Below are 16,573 nucleotides of genomic sequence, written 5' to 3'. Positions count from 1 at the left end.
TTGGACTTTCAATGCCTTTGAATATTTGGTCATAAAAAACACCCCATAAAAGTTGGATTTTTCATGTCCAACTTTTATGGGGCAGTTCAATTTCGTGTCGGCCTTTTTTGCTTCAGTCTTCCATCGTCGATAAGTCACCGGCCTCGAGATTCAACTCCCAAGCTTTCAAGACGCGACGCATAATCTTACCACTCCGCGTTTTTGGCAGCTTGTCTTTGAATTCTATTTCGCGTGGTGCCGCGTGAGCAGCCAATCCTTCTTTGACGAATTGCTGAATTTCTTGCTTTAACTCATCCGACGGCTCATAGCCTTTCCGAAGCGCGATGAACGCTTTGATGATTTCACCTCGAATTGGATCTGGTTTTCCGATGACGCCCGCCTCAGCGACAGCCGGATGTTCGACGAGTCGGCTTTCGACTTCAAACGGTCCTACTCGTTCTCCCGCTGTCATGATGACATCGTCGACACGTCCTTGGAACCAGAAGTATCCGTCTTCATCCATGTAAGCCGAGTCACCAGATACGTACCAATCTCCCCAGAAATAGCTCTCATACTTCGCATCGTTCTTCCAAATCTTCCGCATCATCGATGGCCAAGGTGTCTTGAGTGCCAAGTTCCCCATTCGATGCGGCGGGAGCGGTTTGCCACGGTCGTCCAAAATGGCCGCTTCGCATCCAGGAATCGGTTTCCCCATCGACCCTGGTTTGATATCCATTGTCGGGTAGTTACAAATCATCATGGCCCCAGTTTCTGTCATCCACCACGTATCGTGGATCCGGAGGTTGAACGCCTCATGTCCCCAGCGGATGACTTCAGGGTTCAACGGCTCCCCGACAGATAGGATATGACGTAAAGAGGACAAGTCATATTTTTCAAACGCTTCATCGCCTGCACCCATGAGCATGCGGAATGCTGTCGGTGCACTATACCAGACTGTTACGCCAAATCGTTCGATGACCGAGTACCAAAATTCCGGATTGAATCGTCCCCCGACGATGACGTTTGTCGCGCCGTTTAAGAACGGTGCAAAAATCCCATAACTCGTCCCAGTCACCCACCCCGGGTCAGCTGTACACCAGTAAACATCGTCAGGTTGAAGGTCGAGTACCCATTTGCCTGTCATCATATGCTGAATCATGGCGTTGTGGACGTGGAGAACACCTTTCGGCTTCCCAGTCGAACCAGAGGTATAGTGTAAAATTAAACCATCCTCACGATCGACCCACGTCAACTCTAAATCTGTTGTCGCATCGTTCGCGAGTTTACGGTAATCGAGTGCTTTTCCCGATTCCTCGACATCGTCACCGACGAGTAAAATCGTCTCAAGATGTGGCAATTGGTCGACTGGGACACGTGGCAATAGTTCTTTCGTCGTCACAATCACTTTCGCTTCCGAGTCGAGTAACCGGTCGTGAACCGCCTGTTCCATGAATGCCTCAAACAGTGGCCCGACGATTGCTCCGAGTTTGATTGCTCCGAGTAAAATAAAATAAAGTTCTGGCTGACGTGGCATAAAGATAAAGACGCGGTCGCCTTTCTCCACACCAATCGACTTCAGAACATTACCAGAACGATTACTCTCTCTCTTCATATCCGCATACGTGTAGCGCTCTTCCCGACCCCCATCGAAATAAAGCAATGCCACTTTTGTCGCCAATTCACTCTCTGCATGGCGATCGATTGCTTCATATGCCAAATTGACTTTCCCCGTCAAATTCCAAGAAAATAATGTTTCTGCTTGTGTCCATTCAAACGACTGACAAGCCTCTTCATACGACGCTAATTGATGCTCCCCTGTTAACGCTTTCAATTTTTCCATCGTTAAAGATTCGCCTCCCCTGTAAAGATTGGTATAACCACTTTCAGTATAGTGTTAAAATTATGACAAATCAACGAATTTCCAAATTCATCAAAACGGGTGATTCATACGCAATGAAAGCGCTATAATATAAGATGGAAAAGGTGGTGACCCAATGGAAAAACAATATCACTCAAAACTGTGGCAGACCTCACAAGGCGAAGTGACGATTGACGGTCCGGTGGCAGCTGACGTGTTGCAGACGTATCGTCTCGATGAAGGATTAACAGCTTTTCGCGAACCGGAAGATCAGCACGAAGCGCTTGTCGGTATTGCTGACTTAAAAGAGGGACGCATCATTGTCGCTCGACAAAATAACCTCGTCATCGGCTACGTGACATTTCTCTATCCTGACCCGTACGAGCGTTGGAGTGAAGGAAACGACCCGTATATCCTTGAACTCGGTGCGATTGAGGTGAGCCCACGCTTTCGTGGTCAACGGATTGGCAAGCAATTACTTGAAGTATCTATGATGGACCCGCATATGGATGATTTCTTAATTTTAACGACTGAATATTATTGGCATTGGGATCTAAAGGGCAGTGGACTTTCGATTTGGGATTATCGAAAAGTCATGGAGAAAATGATGAACCATGGCGGACTCGTATTCTTCCCTACAGACGACCCTGAAATCGCCTCTCACCCTGCCAACTGCTTAATGGCACGAATCGGGAAGAACGTGAGACAAGAATCAATCGATCATTTTGATTCGCTTCGGCTACGCCGACGATTCATGTACGACTAAGGAGGGGATTTCATGTTAATCGAACAGATGATGAATCGACATGTCGTGACGATTCAACCGACTAATACAATCGCTCACGCCGCTAAACTGATGCGGGAACATCGTGTCAGACATTTGATTGTGACAAATCCGGCAAGACAAGTAGTCGGAATTGTTGGACAATTCGAGATGAGCGGTGCGACGAGTGTATTTCACCCAGAAAGTGAAAATGCTGACTTTCAAAATCCGATATCGAGCATCATGCGCTCTGAGGTTCCTACAGCACATCCTTTCGATTTTTTTGAAGATGCCGCTGCCTTATTTTACGAAAATCGACTAACTTGTCTTCCGATTGTCGAACAAGGAAAACTCGTCGGAGTGCTGACCGAGACAGACTTATTACGTTATTTCGTACAATTGACTGGTGCACTCGAACCGAGCTCACAAATCGAAATCTTGGTTGAGAACACGACCGGCACGCTCGAAAAAGTGACCCGACTACTCGCCAAGACAAACGTCAACATCATTAACGTTTTCGTCCACCCCACGAGTGATCCCTATAAACGGATTGTCTCTTTCCGCATCCAGACGATGAATCCATTACGCATCATTGAACGCTTGAAACGAGAAGGATATGAAGTACTCGGACCGGAGATGTCGCGATGAGACCGATTTACATATTCGGAGAAGACGAAACATCCTATCGTTTTCACGAGGATCATCCGTTCAATCCATTACGACTTGAATTGACAACATCTCTTCTGCTTGCTTCTGGGAAGCTCTCAAAATCAGAGTGTATCAATCCCTCAATCGCTTCGGTCGAAGAGTTAGCACTTGTTCATGATTTAGACTACATTGAAGCTGTTCAAACAGCAGCAGCCGGGGAACTTTCATCCTTGAAAGCGAATAAGTTTGGTCTCGGAACGGAAGATACACCAATCTTCCCAACGATTCATGAAGGGGCCGCTCGTCTAGTCGGAGGGACGATTCATGCACTCGACCTCGTGGCGAGCGGAAAAAGAGAGCGCGCCTTTCATGTCGGAGGCGGATTACATCACGGTATGCGGCGTAAAGCTTCCGGGTTTTGCGTCTATAACGACGCCGCTGTCGCCATTGCGCATGTCAGGAAACAATACGGGTCACGCGTTCTCTATGTTGATACGGATGCGCATCATGGAGACGGGGTCCAGTGGCTCTTTTATGACGACGATGATGTGATGACGTTATCCATTCATGAGACGGGGCGCTACCTCTTTCCAGGTACCGGAACTGTGACGGAACGAGGGAACGGGAACGGGTACGGCTATAGTTGGAACGTACCGGTCGATGCATTCACAGAAGACGATTCATTTTTAAAATGCTATGAGACCGTCTTACGAGAGGCATGCGAATGGTTCAAACCGGATATCATTCTGACCCAAAATGGCGCGGATGCTCATGCCTTTGACCCTCTTACGCATTTGGCATCAACAATTCGGACGTTCGAACAAATTCCACAAATCGCTTCTCGTATGGCAGACGAATATACAGATGGGCGCCTCGTCGCGCTCGGTGGTGGCGGATACGACTGGTATCGTGCCGTACCGCGCGCCTGGGCTCAAGTATGGGCCGGATTGACGAGAGAGGCACCATATACTGGAGAACTTCCTGATGAATGGATTGAACATTGGTCCGGTGTTGCCGGTCAACCCTTGCCCTCGCGATGGGACGATTCACTTTACGCGTTCGACCATATCCCGAGACGGCAACAAATCGAAGAGAAAAATTGGGAAGTCACAAAACGTGCGTTTTGGCCATTCATTTCGAATGACCGCAAATCTATTTATTTATGAAAAGAGCCTCCCCAATCATCACGTGATGATTGGGGAGGCTCTTTGTTAGTCTTGTCGAAGCGAGTCACGGCGTTCGATTCGGTGAGGGAGAACGACGTTTTTCTCCTCAATCTCTTCCGCATTTAAAATTTTCGTCAAGAGACGCATCGCTACAGCTCCGATATCATACATCGGTTGTACGACTGTCGTCAACTTCGGACGAATCATGGTCGCAAGGCGCGTGTTATCGTGACCAACGACTTCAAAGTCGTTCGGAACCGAGTAGCCGGCATCTTGAATCGCATGGATGACTCCAAGAGCCATCTCGTCTGTCCCGGCAAAAATCGCCTTCGGGCAATCATCGCGCTGCAACATTTTTTGCATCGCTTCAAGTCCTGATGCGTATGTGTAATTCCCAAGAATCATATCATTCTCATGGAATGGAAGACCCTCATCTTCAAGCGCACGACGGTACCCGGCAAATTTCTTTTCGCCATTGATTTGTTGCTCAAGCGGTCCCGTAATGAATCCGACACGATCATGTCCGTGGTTAATTAACATTTGGGTTGCATCATATGCGGCCTGCTCATAATCGATGTTGACCGCAGGAAGGTCATATCCTTGATTTAACGTCGCTGCGAGAACAATTGGGACCGGTGATTTTTTGAACTCTTCAACGAGGTCCTCGTGCAAACGCCCACCCATGAAGATGATGCCGTCGACTTGCTTCCCTAACAACGTGTTCAGTAAATGGATTTCCTTGTCACGACTTGAATCCGAGTTACCAAGGATGATGTTGTATTTATACATCGTTGCAACATCTTCAATCCCTCGTGCCAAATCGGCAAAGAAAATATTTGAAATGTCCGGTACGATGACACCGACCGTTGTGGTTTTCTTACTCGCAAGTCCACGCGCGACAGCATTCGGACGATATCCGAGACGATCGATTGCATCTTGTACCTTCTTTCGTGTCGTTGGTTTGACATTCGGGTTTCCGTTGACGACACGTGAGACGGTGGCCATCGACACCCCGGCTTCTCGTGCAACATCATAAATTGTTACGTTACTACTATTCATAAATTACTCCTCCTACAAGTCCTGATTTTCAAAAAGTTTTCATAAAACATCTTAAAAAAGGAAGACAGGTATCTGTCATCAGTTTACCCTGTCTTCATGCGATATAAAACGTTTCCATTTGGAAAGCTTACTTTTTCACCAAATCAAGTTGAGGAAACTGGACAGTCAGTCCTTCCACAAATTGATCAAATTGATCGAAGTCCAATTGTTGTTGCGCATCCGATAACGCAATCGCAGGATTTGGGTGTACCTCTACCATCACACCATCTGCCCCGATGGCAAGTGCTGCTTTTGCAGCCGGCAACAACAAATCACGACGACCTGTTGAATGCGTCACATCTACCATGACAGGTAAATGCGTCTCTTGTTTCAAAATCGGTACCGCGGTAATGTCTAACGTATTGCGAGTAGCGCGCTCATACGTTCGAATGCCCCGCTCGCACAAGATGACCTGACTGTTTCCACTAGACATAATGTACTCTGCCGCGTAAATGAACTCTTCGATTGTAGCGGATAATCCACGCTTCAACAAGACTGGTTTGTCCGTCTTCCCGACTTCTTTTAGCAAATCGAAATTTTGCATGTTCCGCGCGCCGACTTGAATGATGTCGACATAGGGCAATGCTGATTCAACCGCACCTGGTGTCATAATTTCTGTGATCACTCGTAAATCATGTCGGTCAGCCGCTGTCTTCAACAATTTCAACCCTTCAAAACCCAATCCTTGGAAGTCGTACGGTGAAGTTCGAGGTTTATAAGCACCACCCCGCATCACCTTCACTCCGGACAACGCGAGCTTCTCAGCGACCGCATTCACTTGTTCAAACGATTCAACAGCACAAGGCCCCGCAATTAACTGTGGACGCCCGTTCCCAATGGTCACGTCCTTCAAATGGACCAACGTATCTTCCGGTTGACGTTTACGAGAAACAAGTAACGTTTTGTCACGGTCTTCACCTTGTAATTCAGCAGACGCTTTGAATACTTCTTTAAAAATATGTTGGAGACGTGACGTTTCAAACGGTCCTTGGTTGGAAGAAGCAATGAAATCAAGCATCTCACGTTCCCGGACCGGATCATATCGTTCAACGCCTTGAAGACGTTTAATTTTTCCGATTTCTACGGCAAGTGCACCACGCCGACTAAGCAAGTCGAGCATTTCATGGTTCAATTCATCCATTTCTCGACGTAATCGATTCAACTGATCTTGTGGACTCATATTTTCCCTCTCATTCCTAAGCCGTTCTTTCCAGATTCCTAATTATATCGAACTTTGTGCGCTTTGTCATAAGGAAACGTTTTACGTCACAAAATCACCAAAAAAGGACCGAACGCATTCGGCCCTAACGTGTCACTCTTCTTTTTTGAGGTCTTTCTTCAAGTCAGCAAGTTCTTCTTTTGACTCATCGTCAAGCAACTCCCTGACCGGCGCTTCAAGAGAATCGTCTGATGCAGATTCATCTGATGTGTTCGTCGTCTCTTCCTCGGTCGCGCGGTCCATCTGTTCTTTCACTTCTGATTCCGCTTCTGCGACGAGTTGATCCGCTTTTTCCATCGCCTCTTCAATCGAAAGGTCTTCCTCATTCATTTGTTGCTTTAGTTCGGCTGCTTCACGTGCCTTATCTTTTACGATATTAAGGACTGGTGCCGCCTTGTCACTAGCTACTTTGATCCATTCCCCAACGACCGGCTCTGCTTTTTCACGCATCTCTTTCGATTTGACAGTCAACCTTTCGCGTGATGTCGACGTCTTTTCGTCAAGGTACGTTCTTACTTCTCGCCCGCTTTTCGGTGAAGTCAATAAAGCGACTGCAGCCCCGACAATCCCTCCGAGAATGACACCCGTCAAAAATCCACCGCTTGAATGATTCTGTTCTGTTGGTTGCTTTTGGTCTATCATGTGTGAGTTCCTCCCTGATATTTATTTAATCGTATCATCTGTATTAATCATATCAGGTGATACAGGTGTTTCTTCTTTCTTTTCACGACGTGTACGACGTCGTGGACGTTCTTTTGAAGTTGACGATTCCGGTTTATTCTTTTTAAATAGTTCAACCGCAACCGATCCCCATCGAACGGCTTGAGCAATCTGCTCCTTATTTTCGTCAGCTGCCGAGTGAACAGAAGTCGACACAGTACGAACTGACTCAGTAACCTCGTTCAGTGATGTCCCTAGTTCGTCAAGAGCGTGGGCAACAGGAGCGAGCAATTCAGTCTTCTCTTCCACATTATCCACGAGACGGTTCGTCTTATGTAAGAGCGCCGTCACTTCCATCGTGATTCCATCGAGCTGGCGTTCTAAATTTTCGGTCGTATTGGCGACGCTTCCAAGGGTACGGTTTACATTTGATAAAACACGCGCCAAGAAAATAACGAGTACGACAAATGCGAGTGCCGCAATTAGGCCAGCAATGCCTCCTAATGTAATTTCCATTCAATTCATTCCTCCTATTCAATCGTTTCTTGTTTCATTATAGCACCATTATGACTGAAAAGATTTGCTACAACCGTTTTCGCCATTCGGTCTGATTATTCCTTTACCCGTTTTTATGTTTTCGATTACACTAAAATAGAAATTCATAAAAATAATTAGGGGTGATCGTGTGAGAGATTCAAGAATTACACAATTAGCGGACGGTTTAATCAATTATTCTGTCCAGCTTCAGCAGGGGGAAAAGGTACTGATCGAGAATTTCGGAGTGGAGGAGGCGCTTGTTGAGGCGCTCGTCGAAAAAGCTTATGAAGCAGGAGGACATCCGTTCGTCTTGTTGAAAGAGAGCCGTATCTTACGTAAGTTATATACGGGCGCAAGCCGAGAGCAACTCGAACTTATGGCCGACATCGAACGTAAACAGATGCAGGCAATGGATGCCTATATCGGCTTACGTGCTGGTGATAATATCAACGAGCTTTCAGACGTCCCGAGTGAGCAACAAAAACTCGTTGGTGCCACACTCGGGAAAATGCATACGGAAGACCGCGTCAAAGGAACAAAATGGGTCGTGTTACGCTATCCATCCCCATCAATGGCACAACTTGCAGGAAAATCGACGGAAGCGTTCGAGGACTTCTATTTTAATGTGTGTACATTAGATTACGGAAAAATGGACCGAGCGATGGATGCATTGGTCGAGTTGATGAACAAGACAGACCGCGTCACGTTAATTGGACCTGGTACAGACATTTCATTCTCAATCCAAGACATCCCCGCCATCAAGTGTTCTGGCCAAATGAACATCCCCGACGGTGAAGTATTCACGGCTCCGGTAATAGATTCGGTTAACGGGGTCATTACTTATAACACACCATCTCCATATCAAGGATTCACGTTTGAAAATGTGAAACTGACATTCAAAGATGGTAAGATTGTGGATGCGACAGCCAATAACACAGAACGCATCAACGAAGTGTTCAACACAGATGAAGGCGCTCGTTATGTCGGTGAGTTTGCAATCGGTGTGAACCCATACATCCAGCACCCGATGAAAGATATTCTATTCGATGAGAAAATTGACGGAAGCTTCCACTTCACCCCAGGTCAAGCGTACGATGATGCCTATAACGGCAACAACTCGTCCGTCCACTGGGACCTTGTCAACATCCAGCGCCCAGATTATGGCGGCGGTGAAATTTGGTTCGACGATCAACTCATTCGGAAAGACGGTCGCTTCGTCATCGATGCTTTACTTCCACTGAATCCAGAAAACTTAAAATAAAAAAATGGTGTGCCTAACGTAGGCGCACCATTTTTATGTTACAGCTTCGTTTTTTTGCCGAGTGCGGCAGACATCATCCAAATCTCTTTTTCGAGTCGTTCAATATGAGAAACGAATGTATCTTCAATCGCTTCATCTCCATCTTCAAATTTCTCCATCGAATCCTGCATCTCTTGACGGATTTGTTTGAAGTCGTTGATGATGTCTTTGATCATCTGTTCTGTTTCAGCGTGACGATCGCCCTCTTTTAGCGTTGAGTGTTCTAAATACTCTTTCATCGTCGCAAACGGTTCCCCGTCGTTCATGAGAAGTCGCTCTGCTACGTCATCGTAAAGCTCTGCCACTAGGTTGTAGAGCTCTTCTAGTTTCTCATGATACGTAAAGAAGTGAGGACCATTGATATACCAATGATAATTATGGAGCTTCACAAATAACAGCCCATAGTTCGCCACTTCTTTGTTTAACGTATTGAGTGCACCTTGACTAGCCATTCAAAACATCTCCTTTGCAAAATTCAATCGATACTACTATTACCGAGATTTTGAATAGCTAAACATAAAAAAAGGAGAAACATTCGTCTCCCCCTCAATCTCATGCTTCAAGTTTCACCACTTCTTCATATTCACGTTGATACGTTTGAATGTCGCCCGCACCCATGAATAGTAGCACTGCTTCATTATGATCACGTAAGACGCTCGTACCGCCACGCTTTAAAATATGTGCACCATCAATTCGTGACTGAAGGTCCTCGATTGTGACGGTTCCTTCTTGTTCACGTGCTGAACCGAAAATATCACAAAGATATACTGTATCTGCTTCAGCCAATGCCGTTGCAAAATCATCCATGAATGATTTTAAGCGCGTGTACGTATGCGGTTGGAAAATCGCCACGACTTCTCGTTCCCCATACTTTTTGCGTGCTGCTTCAATCGTCGCACTAATTTCACGCGGATGATGCGCATAGTCATCGACGAGCACTTGATCATTTAACACCGATTCACTAAACCGACGTTTCACACCGTTGAATGTTTCAAGGCGCTCTTTCACTAACTCTTTCGATAAGTTCTCATAGTCACATGTCGCAATGACTGCAAGTGCATTCAGCACACTATGATCTCCGTATCCAGGAATGCGGAACGTCCCATAAAAATCATCGCGTAAGAAGACTTCAAATGTTGTTCCGTTTTCAGTCGAATCAACATTTTCTACACGAAAATCGTTATGATCCCCAAATCCATAATAGACGAGTGGAACGTTTGCTTGAATTTGTTGAAGATTCTCGTCATCACCACAGGCAATGATTCCTTTCTTCACTTGCTTCGCCATTTCTTGGAACGCATCGATAACATCGTTTAGACCAGAAAAATAGTCCGAATGATCAAAGTCGATATTCGTCATAATGGCATAGTCTGGACGATAGTATAAGAAATGACGCTTATATTCACAAGCTTCGAATACAAAATTCTTTGAACCTGCAACACCTTCGCCCGTTCCGTCACCGATTAAAAATGATGTCGGCTCGATGCCACGCATTACGTGTGCGAGTAAACCGGTTGTTGACGTTTTACCGTGCGATCCTGTAATCGCCACACTTGTATAATGGTCGGCGAGTTCACCTAAAAATTCATAATACTTATAAATCGTCAAGCCAAGTTCGCGTGCTCGGACGATTTCTGGGTGATCATCACTGAACGCATTTCCTTGTACGATGATTTGGTCTTCAGAAATATTTTCAGGATCGAATGGCAAAATTTCAATCCCTTTTCGTTTCAATGCTTCTTCTGTAAAAAATGCTTTTTCAACGTCCGATCCACGGACTTCATTGTTCATATCAAATAAAATTTGAGCTAAAGGACTCATGCCCGTTCCTTTAATTCCGACGAAGTGATAACGGTTCATCTGTAAATAGCCCCCCTAATTCATTGCGGCTCGTCAAAATGCGACAAACCTTTGTCATTATAGCAAAACTCATGAAGTCATGCTATTACAGATTATTGTTTTTTTGTGCAAGTCGTCGGTTACGATACATGGCCATGCGATCTTTTGGCGTCATCATTACATTTACAGGGGGTTGATCAGCTTTGAACGATACTTGAACTGCAGGTGTCAAATCTGTATTCGTTGGTAGTTCTTGTTGCTCAGATGGTGTTTGTAATCTCTCTGCAATCTGTTCAATTGATGGTCCGACCTTCTCTGCAGAGCCGTCGATATTTAAATTGTCATGTGTTGCAACATCATGTAAAGCTTCCACGATTGTTTCTTTATTCGAATGGGATAAATCTGTTGATTGCATAAAGACTGAAGAAAAACCGTTATCCGTTATAGAGACTTCACCGAGTATTGATTTTTCTTCAACAATCATTTCCTCGGAAATCGATTCGGTCTGTTCTTCACTCAAGTGATGCTCAACTTTAGACTCACACGCTACATCCCGGGTCGAATCTGCTGATTGTGATGGCTCGGATTCCATAATCGTCTCAATCGCCTCTCTCGTCTCAGGAGAATGTTCGGCTGGAAGTACAATCTTCGGCTTTGGGCGCGCATACCCGTAAATTGGTGATGGGACGTCTGTGGGGACAAGTTCATCGGTGACCTCTACCTTAGGTGGATGAGATACTGTCTGTCCTTCTTTCGATAGCTCTCTTTTAATTCGTTCTGCTTGTCGTTTCATTGAACGTTCATATGCATCCATACTTGATTCCTCGCTTTTTCGCTCAATCCATATTTAACAAAAAATCGGTCGAGTTTAGCGACCGATTTCAAATGCTGTACCTACTTCATATTCGTCATCTAACACTAAAATTCCTTTTTCCTGTGGAGCATTCGGAAGGTTTAATTCACGGGCAGAACAAATCATCCCGTGCGAACTCTCTCCACGGAGTGCGGATGGTCGGATAATTAACCCTGTCGGCATGACTGCACCGGGTTTCGCTACGACCACTTTCTGTCCTGTCGCTACATTCGGTGCACCACACACGATTTGCACAGTGCCCTGATCGATTTGTACTTGGCATATCGATAATTTGTCGGCATCCGGATGTTTTTCCGCGCTTTCGACATAGCCTATGACGAACTTAGGAGTCACATCTGCCCAAGAGAAGTCCTCCTCGATGCCATTATCGCTCAAGACGGCACGCAATTGTTCAACCAATTCGGCCGTCAAATCAACCGGACCATTCCACTCCGAGACGTCAAAATGTTGACTTGCTTCGAATAGATTATACCCATTTACTTCTCCGTCTACGGATTTGATAATAGCGACATCTCTCACCCGCTCGACAGATTGATGGTGCCGTTCTCCTTCTTTTAACAACACCATGAGTACATCGCCGATTCCTTCTCGGTTATAAAACACATTCATTTGCATACGTTCATACGTCCTTTCTTTCAAACTCATCTCACTTATTTTATCAGATTATGTGTTCGATGGCGGGGTCTTTTTTCCGACAATAAAAATCGGTTCAAGTTGCCCTGCTTCATAATGAAAGGCAAGTGCAGTCACTGGGATACGACCATTTGTGAAGAAATCAAACATCAGTTGTTGCATCGCATCATATCCTTGATCATTTCGTATATCCGCTATGATCATCACATCTTGGTGCGGAACACCAACGAGCATATCCCCTTCGACCCGACGCTCCATCATCCGAAGAAAGTCATCATTTAAAATACGAGACGCTTCGTACCCATCTCGGGTAGAAAGAAAGTAGAATGGATTACCTGCGACCTCATCTTGCTTCATCTCAGTCGGCAATTTTTTAATATTTTCTCGAGCTGTTCGTTCAATTAATGAGGCGTCCAAATCTTCCGAAAGGTGCCTTTCTTCAATCAATCGATAGCCGTTCCCTCGATCCAACGCATAGAAGATAGCAGTTTCTGCCGTATGCGGAGTGAACACAAGAGACTCTCCATTTTTTGTGGTTTTCGCGAACGAGTTCGAACGAATAACTGGATAAATAACATCCATATTTCCTGAGAGTGAGATTTGATCATCTGCCTTCATCGCCGATTCGATATATTCGATTACCTCATCGACCGCCACTTTTCCACGAGTTTTTGCTTTTGCCACAATTGGTGCGAGACGAATATTCACACCGAAGCGATCTGACCTTCTTTCGACGCGCAACACTTCATTCTCACGGTCATAAGAAGTACGATAATCCGCTTTGAAGTTTGATTCTAAATAACGTCTCAACTCATTCCGTTCCATATATCCTCACCCTAACCCGTTCAAGAAATCTTCGACCTGTTCGGGTGTCTTTCGTTCTCGACCGACATATCGATCGATTTCTTTGCCGTTCTCAAACGCAACAAAGCTTGGGATCCCGAAAATATCAAGTTCTTGCGCAAGTTCCATAAACTCGTCACGGTCTACATAATAAAACGTCCATGTCTCGAATTTTTTCTCGATGTTTGGCATGAATGGGTCGAGGAATCGGCAATCCCCACACCATTTTGCTGAGAACATGAAAATGCTTTTCGATTCTTTTGCTTCCATATATTCTGTCGTTGTTGATAATTGTTTCATAATTGACCACTCCTGTCCGTGTTTTCCTCACTTATAATAGCATAAGTCAAGTCGCACATTCTGCTCTCCTGTTTGTTATAATCAAAACCGAAACTAGTTGAAACAGGTGAAATCAAATGAAGTTAACGCGTACAAAATTAAATCCTGAAATGAAACACCCCCTTGAACAAATGGTCGGTGTTTTCGGAATGCTTGCCATTTTGCGATACGGATATTTATTTATTGACACCGATAAAACGAGATTGGAAATTTTAATTTGGCTCGTTGTCGGATTTGCCATCATTTATGTTCTCGAAAAATGGTTAAAACAACTGGTCCGACATTTGCCAATCGTACGAAAACGTTTTCTACTTCCAATCTACGTGATTGTCCTCACGCTATTCCTTATTAGCTTTCGTGTCCCTCGGGAAACGGTAGAGTCGGTTAAAATGTGGTTCGGGATTGGATGAAAAAAGAGCATCGTTTCGTTGAAACGATGCTCTTTTTTAATAATCAATCTTTAAATCATTCGGTTGAATTCTTCCGGTCCTCCGCAATACTGCATAGATCGCGTAACTCAACAAGGCTGGTCCGACAATTAAGAAACCAAGAACGACAATCAACGTGTACCAACTAAACCCCATCGTTTCGAGCATGACGATTGGACCTACGAGTCCACTTGTTCCCATGCCTGCCCCTGCAGCTACACTTTCCAATTCAAATAACAGAATCGCGATGGGTGCCAGTACAGCCCCGGCTAATGTTGGGGGAAGAAGAATCCAAGGGTTTTTCACGATGTTCCCAACTTGAAGCATCGAGGTTCCAATCCCTTGAGCAAGTGCTCCACCAACTCCATTATCTCGATAACTCGTGATGGCAAATCCAATCATTTGAGCGGCACAGCCAACTGTCGCAGCACCCGCTGCAACGCCATTTAAACCGAGCATCAGTGCGATGGCTGCACTTGAAATCGGGGCGGTCAAGGCTACCCCCATCAATGTTGCTACAACGATACCCATGAATAACGGTTGCTGCTCCGTTCCCCATTCAATCCAACTTCCGAGCTGTGTCATGAACATTCCGACATATTTCCCAATGTACGTCGCGGTGAAGAATCCGACTGCAATTGTCGTAAACGGCGTCACTAAAATATCCAACTTCGTTGATTTTGAAACGAGTTTTGAAGATTCGACGGCTAGAATTGTGGCGACGTAACTACCCGCAGGTCCAAATTCATATCCGAACGCTCCAACGACGAGAGCTGAAAATAGAATAAGCGGTGGTGCCTCAAGAGCATACGCAATCGCAATCCCGATGGCCGGACCTGTCAGACTCATAGCCACCTCACCTATTTGTATAAATGTGCCGCTCACTCCTGCGAGTGCAGTACCATCGAGTTGACCCCCGATCGTCTTCATGATCAGACCGATAATCAACGTACTGAATAAACCAAGTGCCATATAACTTAGTGCCGTCACAAAATAGAGAGACGGGCTGAGTGAAATTCCTTTTTTCTTTAACACGGGACATCCTCCTTACACTTTTACAGGTGTCTTGTCATAAGTAAAAATAATGTATAAACACCTCTATCAGTATAAAGTTTTTACCTGAAATAGCAAGAACAGCCGTATAAAAAAAACCGTTCACTCAAAATCATGAGTGAACGGCACGTGCACTTAGCGAGACGGACGGAGCGTTTCGAGCGTCGAACGGTCAAGTCGTTTGACCAACGCTTTCAGTAACGCTTTCGCTGCATCGTAGTCATCTGTATGAAGAATAGAGGCATGTGTATGAATATAGCGTGATGCGACACCGATCACGGCTGTCGGTACACCTTCACCGCTCATGTGCACACGACCCGCATCGGTACCACCTGGAGAGACAAAATACTGTGTCTTGATGTTTTCGTCTGAGGCAGTATCGAGCAAGAAGTCACGCATTTCGGGTGACATGACCATGACCCGATCTAAGATTCGAATCAAAGCACCCTCACCGAGCTGCCCAAACTCCGTCTTGCTTCCCGATGCATCGTTCGCCGGTGATGCGTCAAGAACGAGTGCCACATCCGGCTCTATCAATTCAGATGCCGTTTGCGCTCCACGCAATCCCACTTCTTCCTGTACCGTGGCCCCAGAGAACAAAATGTTTGGATGATCGACTTTTGTCGTTTCTTCTAGTAGTTCGACAGCAAGACCAACACCATAACGGTTATCCCATGCTTTCGCCATAATTTTTTTAGGGTGATGAAGTGGTGTGAACGCGCTCGTCGGCACCGCAGGAACACCCGGACGCACTCCCCAAGACTCTGCTTCCTCTTTTGAATCTGCCCCGATATCGATAAACATCTGCTTGATGTCCATCGGCTTACTCATCGCATCTGGACCTAATAAATGAGGCGGTGTCGAAGCGACGACCCCCGGAATCTTACCGTTCGATGTGATGATATCAAACCGTTGTGCCATAAGCACTTGACTCCACCATCCACCGAGCGGTTGTATGTAAAGCATTCCGTTTTCAGTGATGCGCGTCACCATGAAGGCAACCTCATCCATGTGACCCGCTACCATGACTTTCGGGCCTGTCTCGTCTCCAACACGCTTCCCAAAAATCGACCCGATGCCATCCGTTACAATTTCATCCGAATGTGGTTCGATCCGTTCACGTACGAACTGACGGACTTCTGACTCAAACCCCGGTGCACCTGGTAATTCTGTTAACGTCTTAAATAAATCTCTCGTCTTCTGATCCATCTTTTATCATCCTTTCCTAACCGTTCTTGTCTCATTATATACAAAAGTTTTGATAGGATGCGAATGCTTTTCATTCCATTCGGGTACAGGTTTTGGTACGATGTACATGATAGCCATAGTTCAAGGG

At 45.6% G+C, this 16,573-nt stretch carries 18 protein-coding genes; 5 read left to right on the top strand and 13 right to left on the bottom strand.

The window, feature by feature from the left end; translation table 11 throughout:
- Positions 1-112: 112 nt before the first annotated feature.
- Positions 113-1,819, bottom strand: a complete 1,707-nt coding sequence (acsA, locus tag KNO96_RS09825) for an acetate--CoA ligase (protein WP_214703502.1) — start codon at positions 1,817-1,819, stop codon at positions 113-115.
- Between the two features lie 154 nt (positions 1,820-1,973).
- Here acsA and KNO96_RS09820 point away from each other — a divergent pair, with 154 nt between their 5' ends.
- Genes KNO96_RS09820 through KNO96_RS09810 form a run of 3 tightly spaced genes read left to right on the top strand, consistent with a single transcriptional unit; the run spans position 1,974 to position 4,414 of the window.
- The gene (locus KNO96_RS09820) at positions 1,974-2,603 is read left to right on the top strand and encodes a GNAT family N-acetyltransferase (RefSeq protein WP_214703501.1); all 630 of its coding nucleotides are present in this window, start codon (positions 1,974-1,976) and stop codon (positions 2,601-2,603) included.
- Between the two features lie 12 nt (positions 2,604-2,615).
- On the top strand, positions 2,616-3,248 hold the full coding sequence (locus KNO96_RS09815) for an acetoin utilization AcuB family protein (protein ID WP_214699215.1): 633 nt from the start codon (positions 2,616-2,618) through the stop codon (positions 3,246-3,248).
- Entirely contained in the window at positions 3,245-4,414 is a 1,170-nt protein-coding gene (locus KNO96_RS09810) for an acetoin utilization protein AcuC (protein ID WP_214703500.1), read from the top strand. The genes KNO96_RS09815 and KNO96_RS09810 overlap by 4 nt, the downstream gene beginning before the upstream one ends.
- A gap of 45 nt (positions 4,415-4,459) precedes the next feature.
- Here KNO96_RS09810 and ccpA read toward each other — a convergent pair whose 3' ends face one another.
- From ccpA to KNO96_RS09790, 4 genes are all read right to left on the bottom strand, one after another.
- Positions 4,460-5,473 carry a catabolite control protein A gene (gene ccpA / locus KNO96_RS09805; protein ID WP_214703499.1) on the bottom strand — a complete coding sequence of 338 codons (1,014 nt, stop codon included), beginning with the start codon at positions 5,471-5,473 and terminating at the stop codon, positions 4,460-4,462.
- A 127-nt stretch (positions 5,474-5,600) separates the two neighbouring features.
- Entirely contained in the window at positions 5,601-6,692 is a 1,092-nt protein-coding gene (locus KNO96_RS09800; protein WP_214699218.1) for a bifunctional 3-deoxy-7-phosphoheptulonate synthase/chorismate mutase, read from the bottom strand.
- Between the two features lie 132 nt (positions 6,693-6,824).
- Positions 6,825-7,373: a YtxH domain-containing protein gene (locus KNO96_RS09795; protein WP_214703498.1), complete on the bottom strand. Its 549-nt coding sequence runs from the start codon at positions 7,371-7,373 to the stop codon at positions 6,825-6,827.
- Positions 7,374-7,394: 21 nt separating this feature from the next.
- Positions 7,395-7,907 (bottom strand): DUF948 domain-containing protein, encoded by a 513-nt coding sequence (locus KNO96_RS09790; protein WP_026825574.1) that lies wholly within the window; start codon positions 7,905-7,907, stop codon positions 7,395-7,397.
- Between the two features lie 169 nt (positions 7,908-8,076).
- Here KNO96_RS09790 and KNO96_RS09785 point away from each other — a divergent pair, with 169 nt between their 5' ends.
- Positions 8,077-9,189, top strand: coding sequence for an aminopeptidase (locus KNO96_RS09785; protein WP_214703497.1), 1,113 nt, complete (start codon positions 8,077-8,079; stop codon positions 9,187-9,189).
- Between the two features lie 38 nt (positions 9,190-9,227).
- On the opposite strand, the gene KNO96_RS09780 is transcribed toward KNO96_RS09785, so the two are convergent.
- The 6 genes from KNO96_RS09780 to KNO96_RS09755 all read right to left on the bottom strand — a co-directional run bounded on the left by KNO96_RS09780 (position 9,228) and on the right by KNO96_RS09755 (position 13,717).
- The gene (locus KNO96_RS09780) at positions 9,228-9,680 is read right to left on the bottom strand and encodes a Dps family protein (RefSeq protein ID WP_026825572.1); all 453 of its coding nucleotides are present in this window, start codon (positions 9,678-9,680) and stop codon (positions 9,228-9,230) included.
- A 100-nt stretch (positions 9,681-9,780) separates the two neighbouring features.
- Complete coding sequence (gene murC / locus KNO96_RS09775; protein ID WP_214703496.1) at positions 9,781-11,088, bottom strand: UDP-N-acetylmuramate--L-alanine ligase; 1,308 nt, start codon at positions 11,086-11,088, stop codon at positions 9,781-9,783.
- A gap of 85 nt (positions 11,089-11,173) precedes the next feature.
- Complete coding sequence (locus KNO96_RS09770; protein WP_214703495.1) at positions 11,174-11,881, bottom strand: hypothetical protein; 708 nt, start codon at positions 11,879-11,881, stop codon at positions 11,174-11,176.
- A gap of 54 nt (positions 11,882-11,935) precedes the next feature.
- Positions 11,936-12,550: a YtpR family tRNA-binding protein gene (gene ytpR / locus KNO96_RS09765; RefSeq protein WP_026825569.1), complete on the bottom strand. Its 615-nt coding sequence runs from the start codon at positions 12,548-12,550 to the stop codon at positions 11,936-11,938.
- A gap of 54 nt (positions 12,551-12,604) precedes the next feature.
- The gene (locus tag KNO96_RS09760) at positions 12,605-13,399 is read right to left on the bottom strand and encodes a DUF1444 family protein (RefSeq protein WP_214703494.1); all 795 of its coding nucleotides are present in this window, start codon (positions 13,397-13,399) and stop codon (positions 12,605-12,607) included.
- A 6-nt stretch (positions 13,400-13,405) separates the two neighbouring features.
- Positions 13,406-13,717, bottom strand: coding sequence for a thioredoxin family protein (locus tag KNO96_RS09755; RefSeq protein WP_214703493.1), 312 nt, complete (start codon positions 13,715-13,717; stop codon positions 13,406-13,408).
- Positions 13,718-13,833: 116 nt separating this feature from the next.
- On the opposite strand from KNO96_RS09755, the gene KNO96_RS09750 reads away from it, so the two are divergent.
- The gene (locus KNO96_RS09750; RefSeq protein WP_214703492.1) at positions 13,834-14,166 is read left to right on the top strand and encodes a hypothetical protein; all 333 of its coding nucleotides are present in this window, start codon (positions 13,834-13,836) and stop codon (positions 14,164-14,166) included.
- 36 nt (positions 14,167-14,202) lie between these two features.
- Here the strand turns inward: KNO96_RS09750 and KNO96_RS09745 are convergent, their stop codons facing one another.
- Together KNO96_RS09745 and KNO96_RS09740 are read right to left on the bottom strand one after the other, a co-directional pair.
- On the bottom strand, positions 14,203-15,219 hold the full coding sequence (locus tag KNO96_RS09745) for a PTS sugar transporter subunit IIC (protein WP_214703491.1): 1,017 nt from the start codon (positions 15,217-15,219) through the stop codon (positions 14,203-14,205).
- Positions 15,220-15,372: 153 nt separating this feature from the next.
- Positions 15,373-16,446 carry a M42 family metallopeptidase gene (locus tag KNO96_RS09740; protein ID WP_026825564.1) on the bottom strand — a complete coding sequence of 358 codons (1,074 nt, stop codon included), beginning with the start codon at positions 16,444-16,446 and terminating at the stop codon, positions 15,373-15,375.
- Positions 16,447-16,573: the final 127 nt, after the last annotated feature.

The sequence above is a fragment of the Exiguobacterium sp. s89 genome (assembly GCF_018617735.1).
Lineage (GTDB): Bacteria > Bacillota > Bacilli > Exiguobacteriales > Exiguobacteriaceae > Exiguobacterium > Exiguobacterium marinum.
This window is presented reverse-complemented; position numbering and strand designations above follow the sequence as displayed.

Bases quoted from the DNA above. Each gene is read 5' to 3' on its own strand.
- KNO96_RS09750 (WP_214703492.1), top strand. From the start codon at position 13,834: ATGAAGTTAACGCGTACAAAATTAAATCCTGAAATGAAACACCCCCTT.
- KNO96_RS09755 (WP_214703493.1), bottom strand. From the start codon at position 13,717: ATGAAACAATTATCAACAACGACAGAATATATGGAAGCAAAAGAATCG.
- ytpR (WP_026825569.1), bottom strand. From the start codon at position 12,550: ATGAATGTGTTTTATAACCGAGAAGGAATCGGCGATGTACTCATGGTG.
- KNO96_RS09770 (WP_214703495.1), bottom strand. From the start codon at position 11,881: ATGGATGCATATGAACGTTCAATGAAACGACAAGCAGAACGAATTAAA.
- KNO96_RS09790 (WP_026825574.1), bottom strand. From the start codon at position 7,907: ATGGAAATTACATTAGGAGGCATTGCTGGCCTAATTGCGGCACTCGCA.
- KNO96_RS09800 (WP_214699218.1), bottom strand. From the start codon at position 6,692: ATGAGTCCACAAGATCAGTTGAATCGATTACGTCGAGAAATGGATGAA.
- KNO96_RS09810 (WP_214703500.1), top strand. From the start codon at position 3,245: ATGAGACCGATTTACATATTCGGAGAAGACGAAACATCCTATCGTTTT.
- acsA (WP_214703502.1), bottom strand. From the start codon at position 1,819: ATGGAAAAATTGAAAGCGTTAACAGGGGAGCATCAATTAGCGTCGTAT.
- KNO96_RS09740 (WP_026825564.1), bottom strand. From the start codon at position 16,446: ATGGATCAGAAGACGAGAGATTTATTTAAGACGTTAACAGAATTACCA.
- KNO96_RS09780 (WP_026825572.1), bottom strand. From the start codon at position 9,680: ATGGCTAGTCAAGGTGCACTCAATACGTTAAACAAAGAAGTGGCGAAC.
- KNO96_RS09795 (WP_214703498.1), bottom strand. From the start codon at position 7,373: ATGATAGACCAAAAGCAACCAACAGAACAGAATCATTCAAGCGGTGGA.
- murC (WP_214703496.1), bottom strand. From the start codon at position 11,088: ATGAACCGTTATCACTTCGTCGGAATTAAAGGAACGGGCATGAGTCCT.
- ccpA (WP_214703499.1), bottom strand. From the start codon at position 5,473: ATGAATAGTAGTAACGTAACAATTTATGATGTTGCACGAGAAGCCGGG.
- KNO96_RS09820 (WP_214703501.1), top strand. From the start codon at position 1,974: ATGGAAAAACAATATCACTCAAAACTGTGGCAGACCTCACAAGGCGAA.
- KNO96_RS09760 (WP_214703494.1), bottom strand. From the start codon at position 13,399: ATGGAACGGAATGAGTTGAGACGTTATTTAGAATCAAACTTCAAAGCG.
- KNO96_RS09815 (WP_214699215.1), top strand. From the start codon at position 2,616: ATGTTAATCGAACAGATGATGAATCGACATGTCGTGACGATTCAACCG.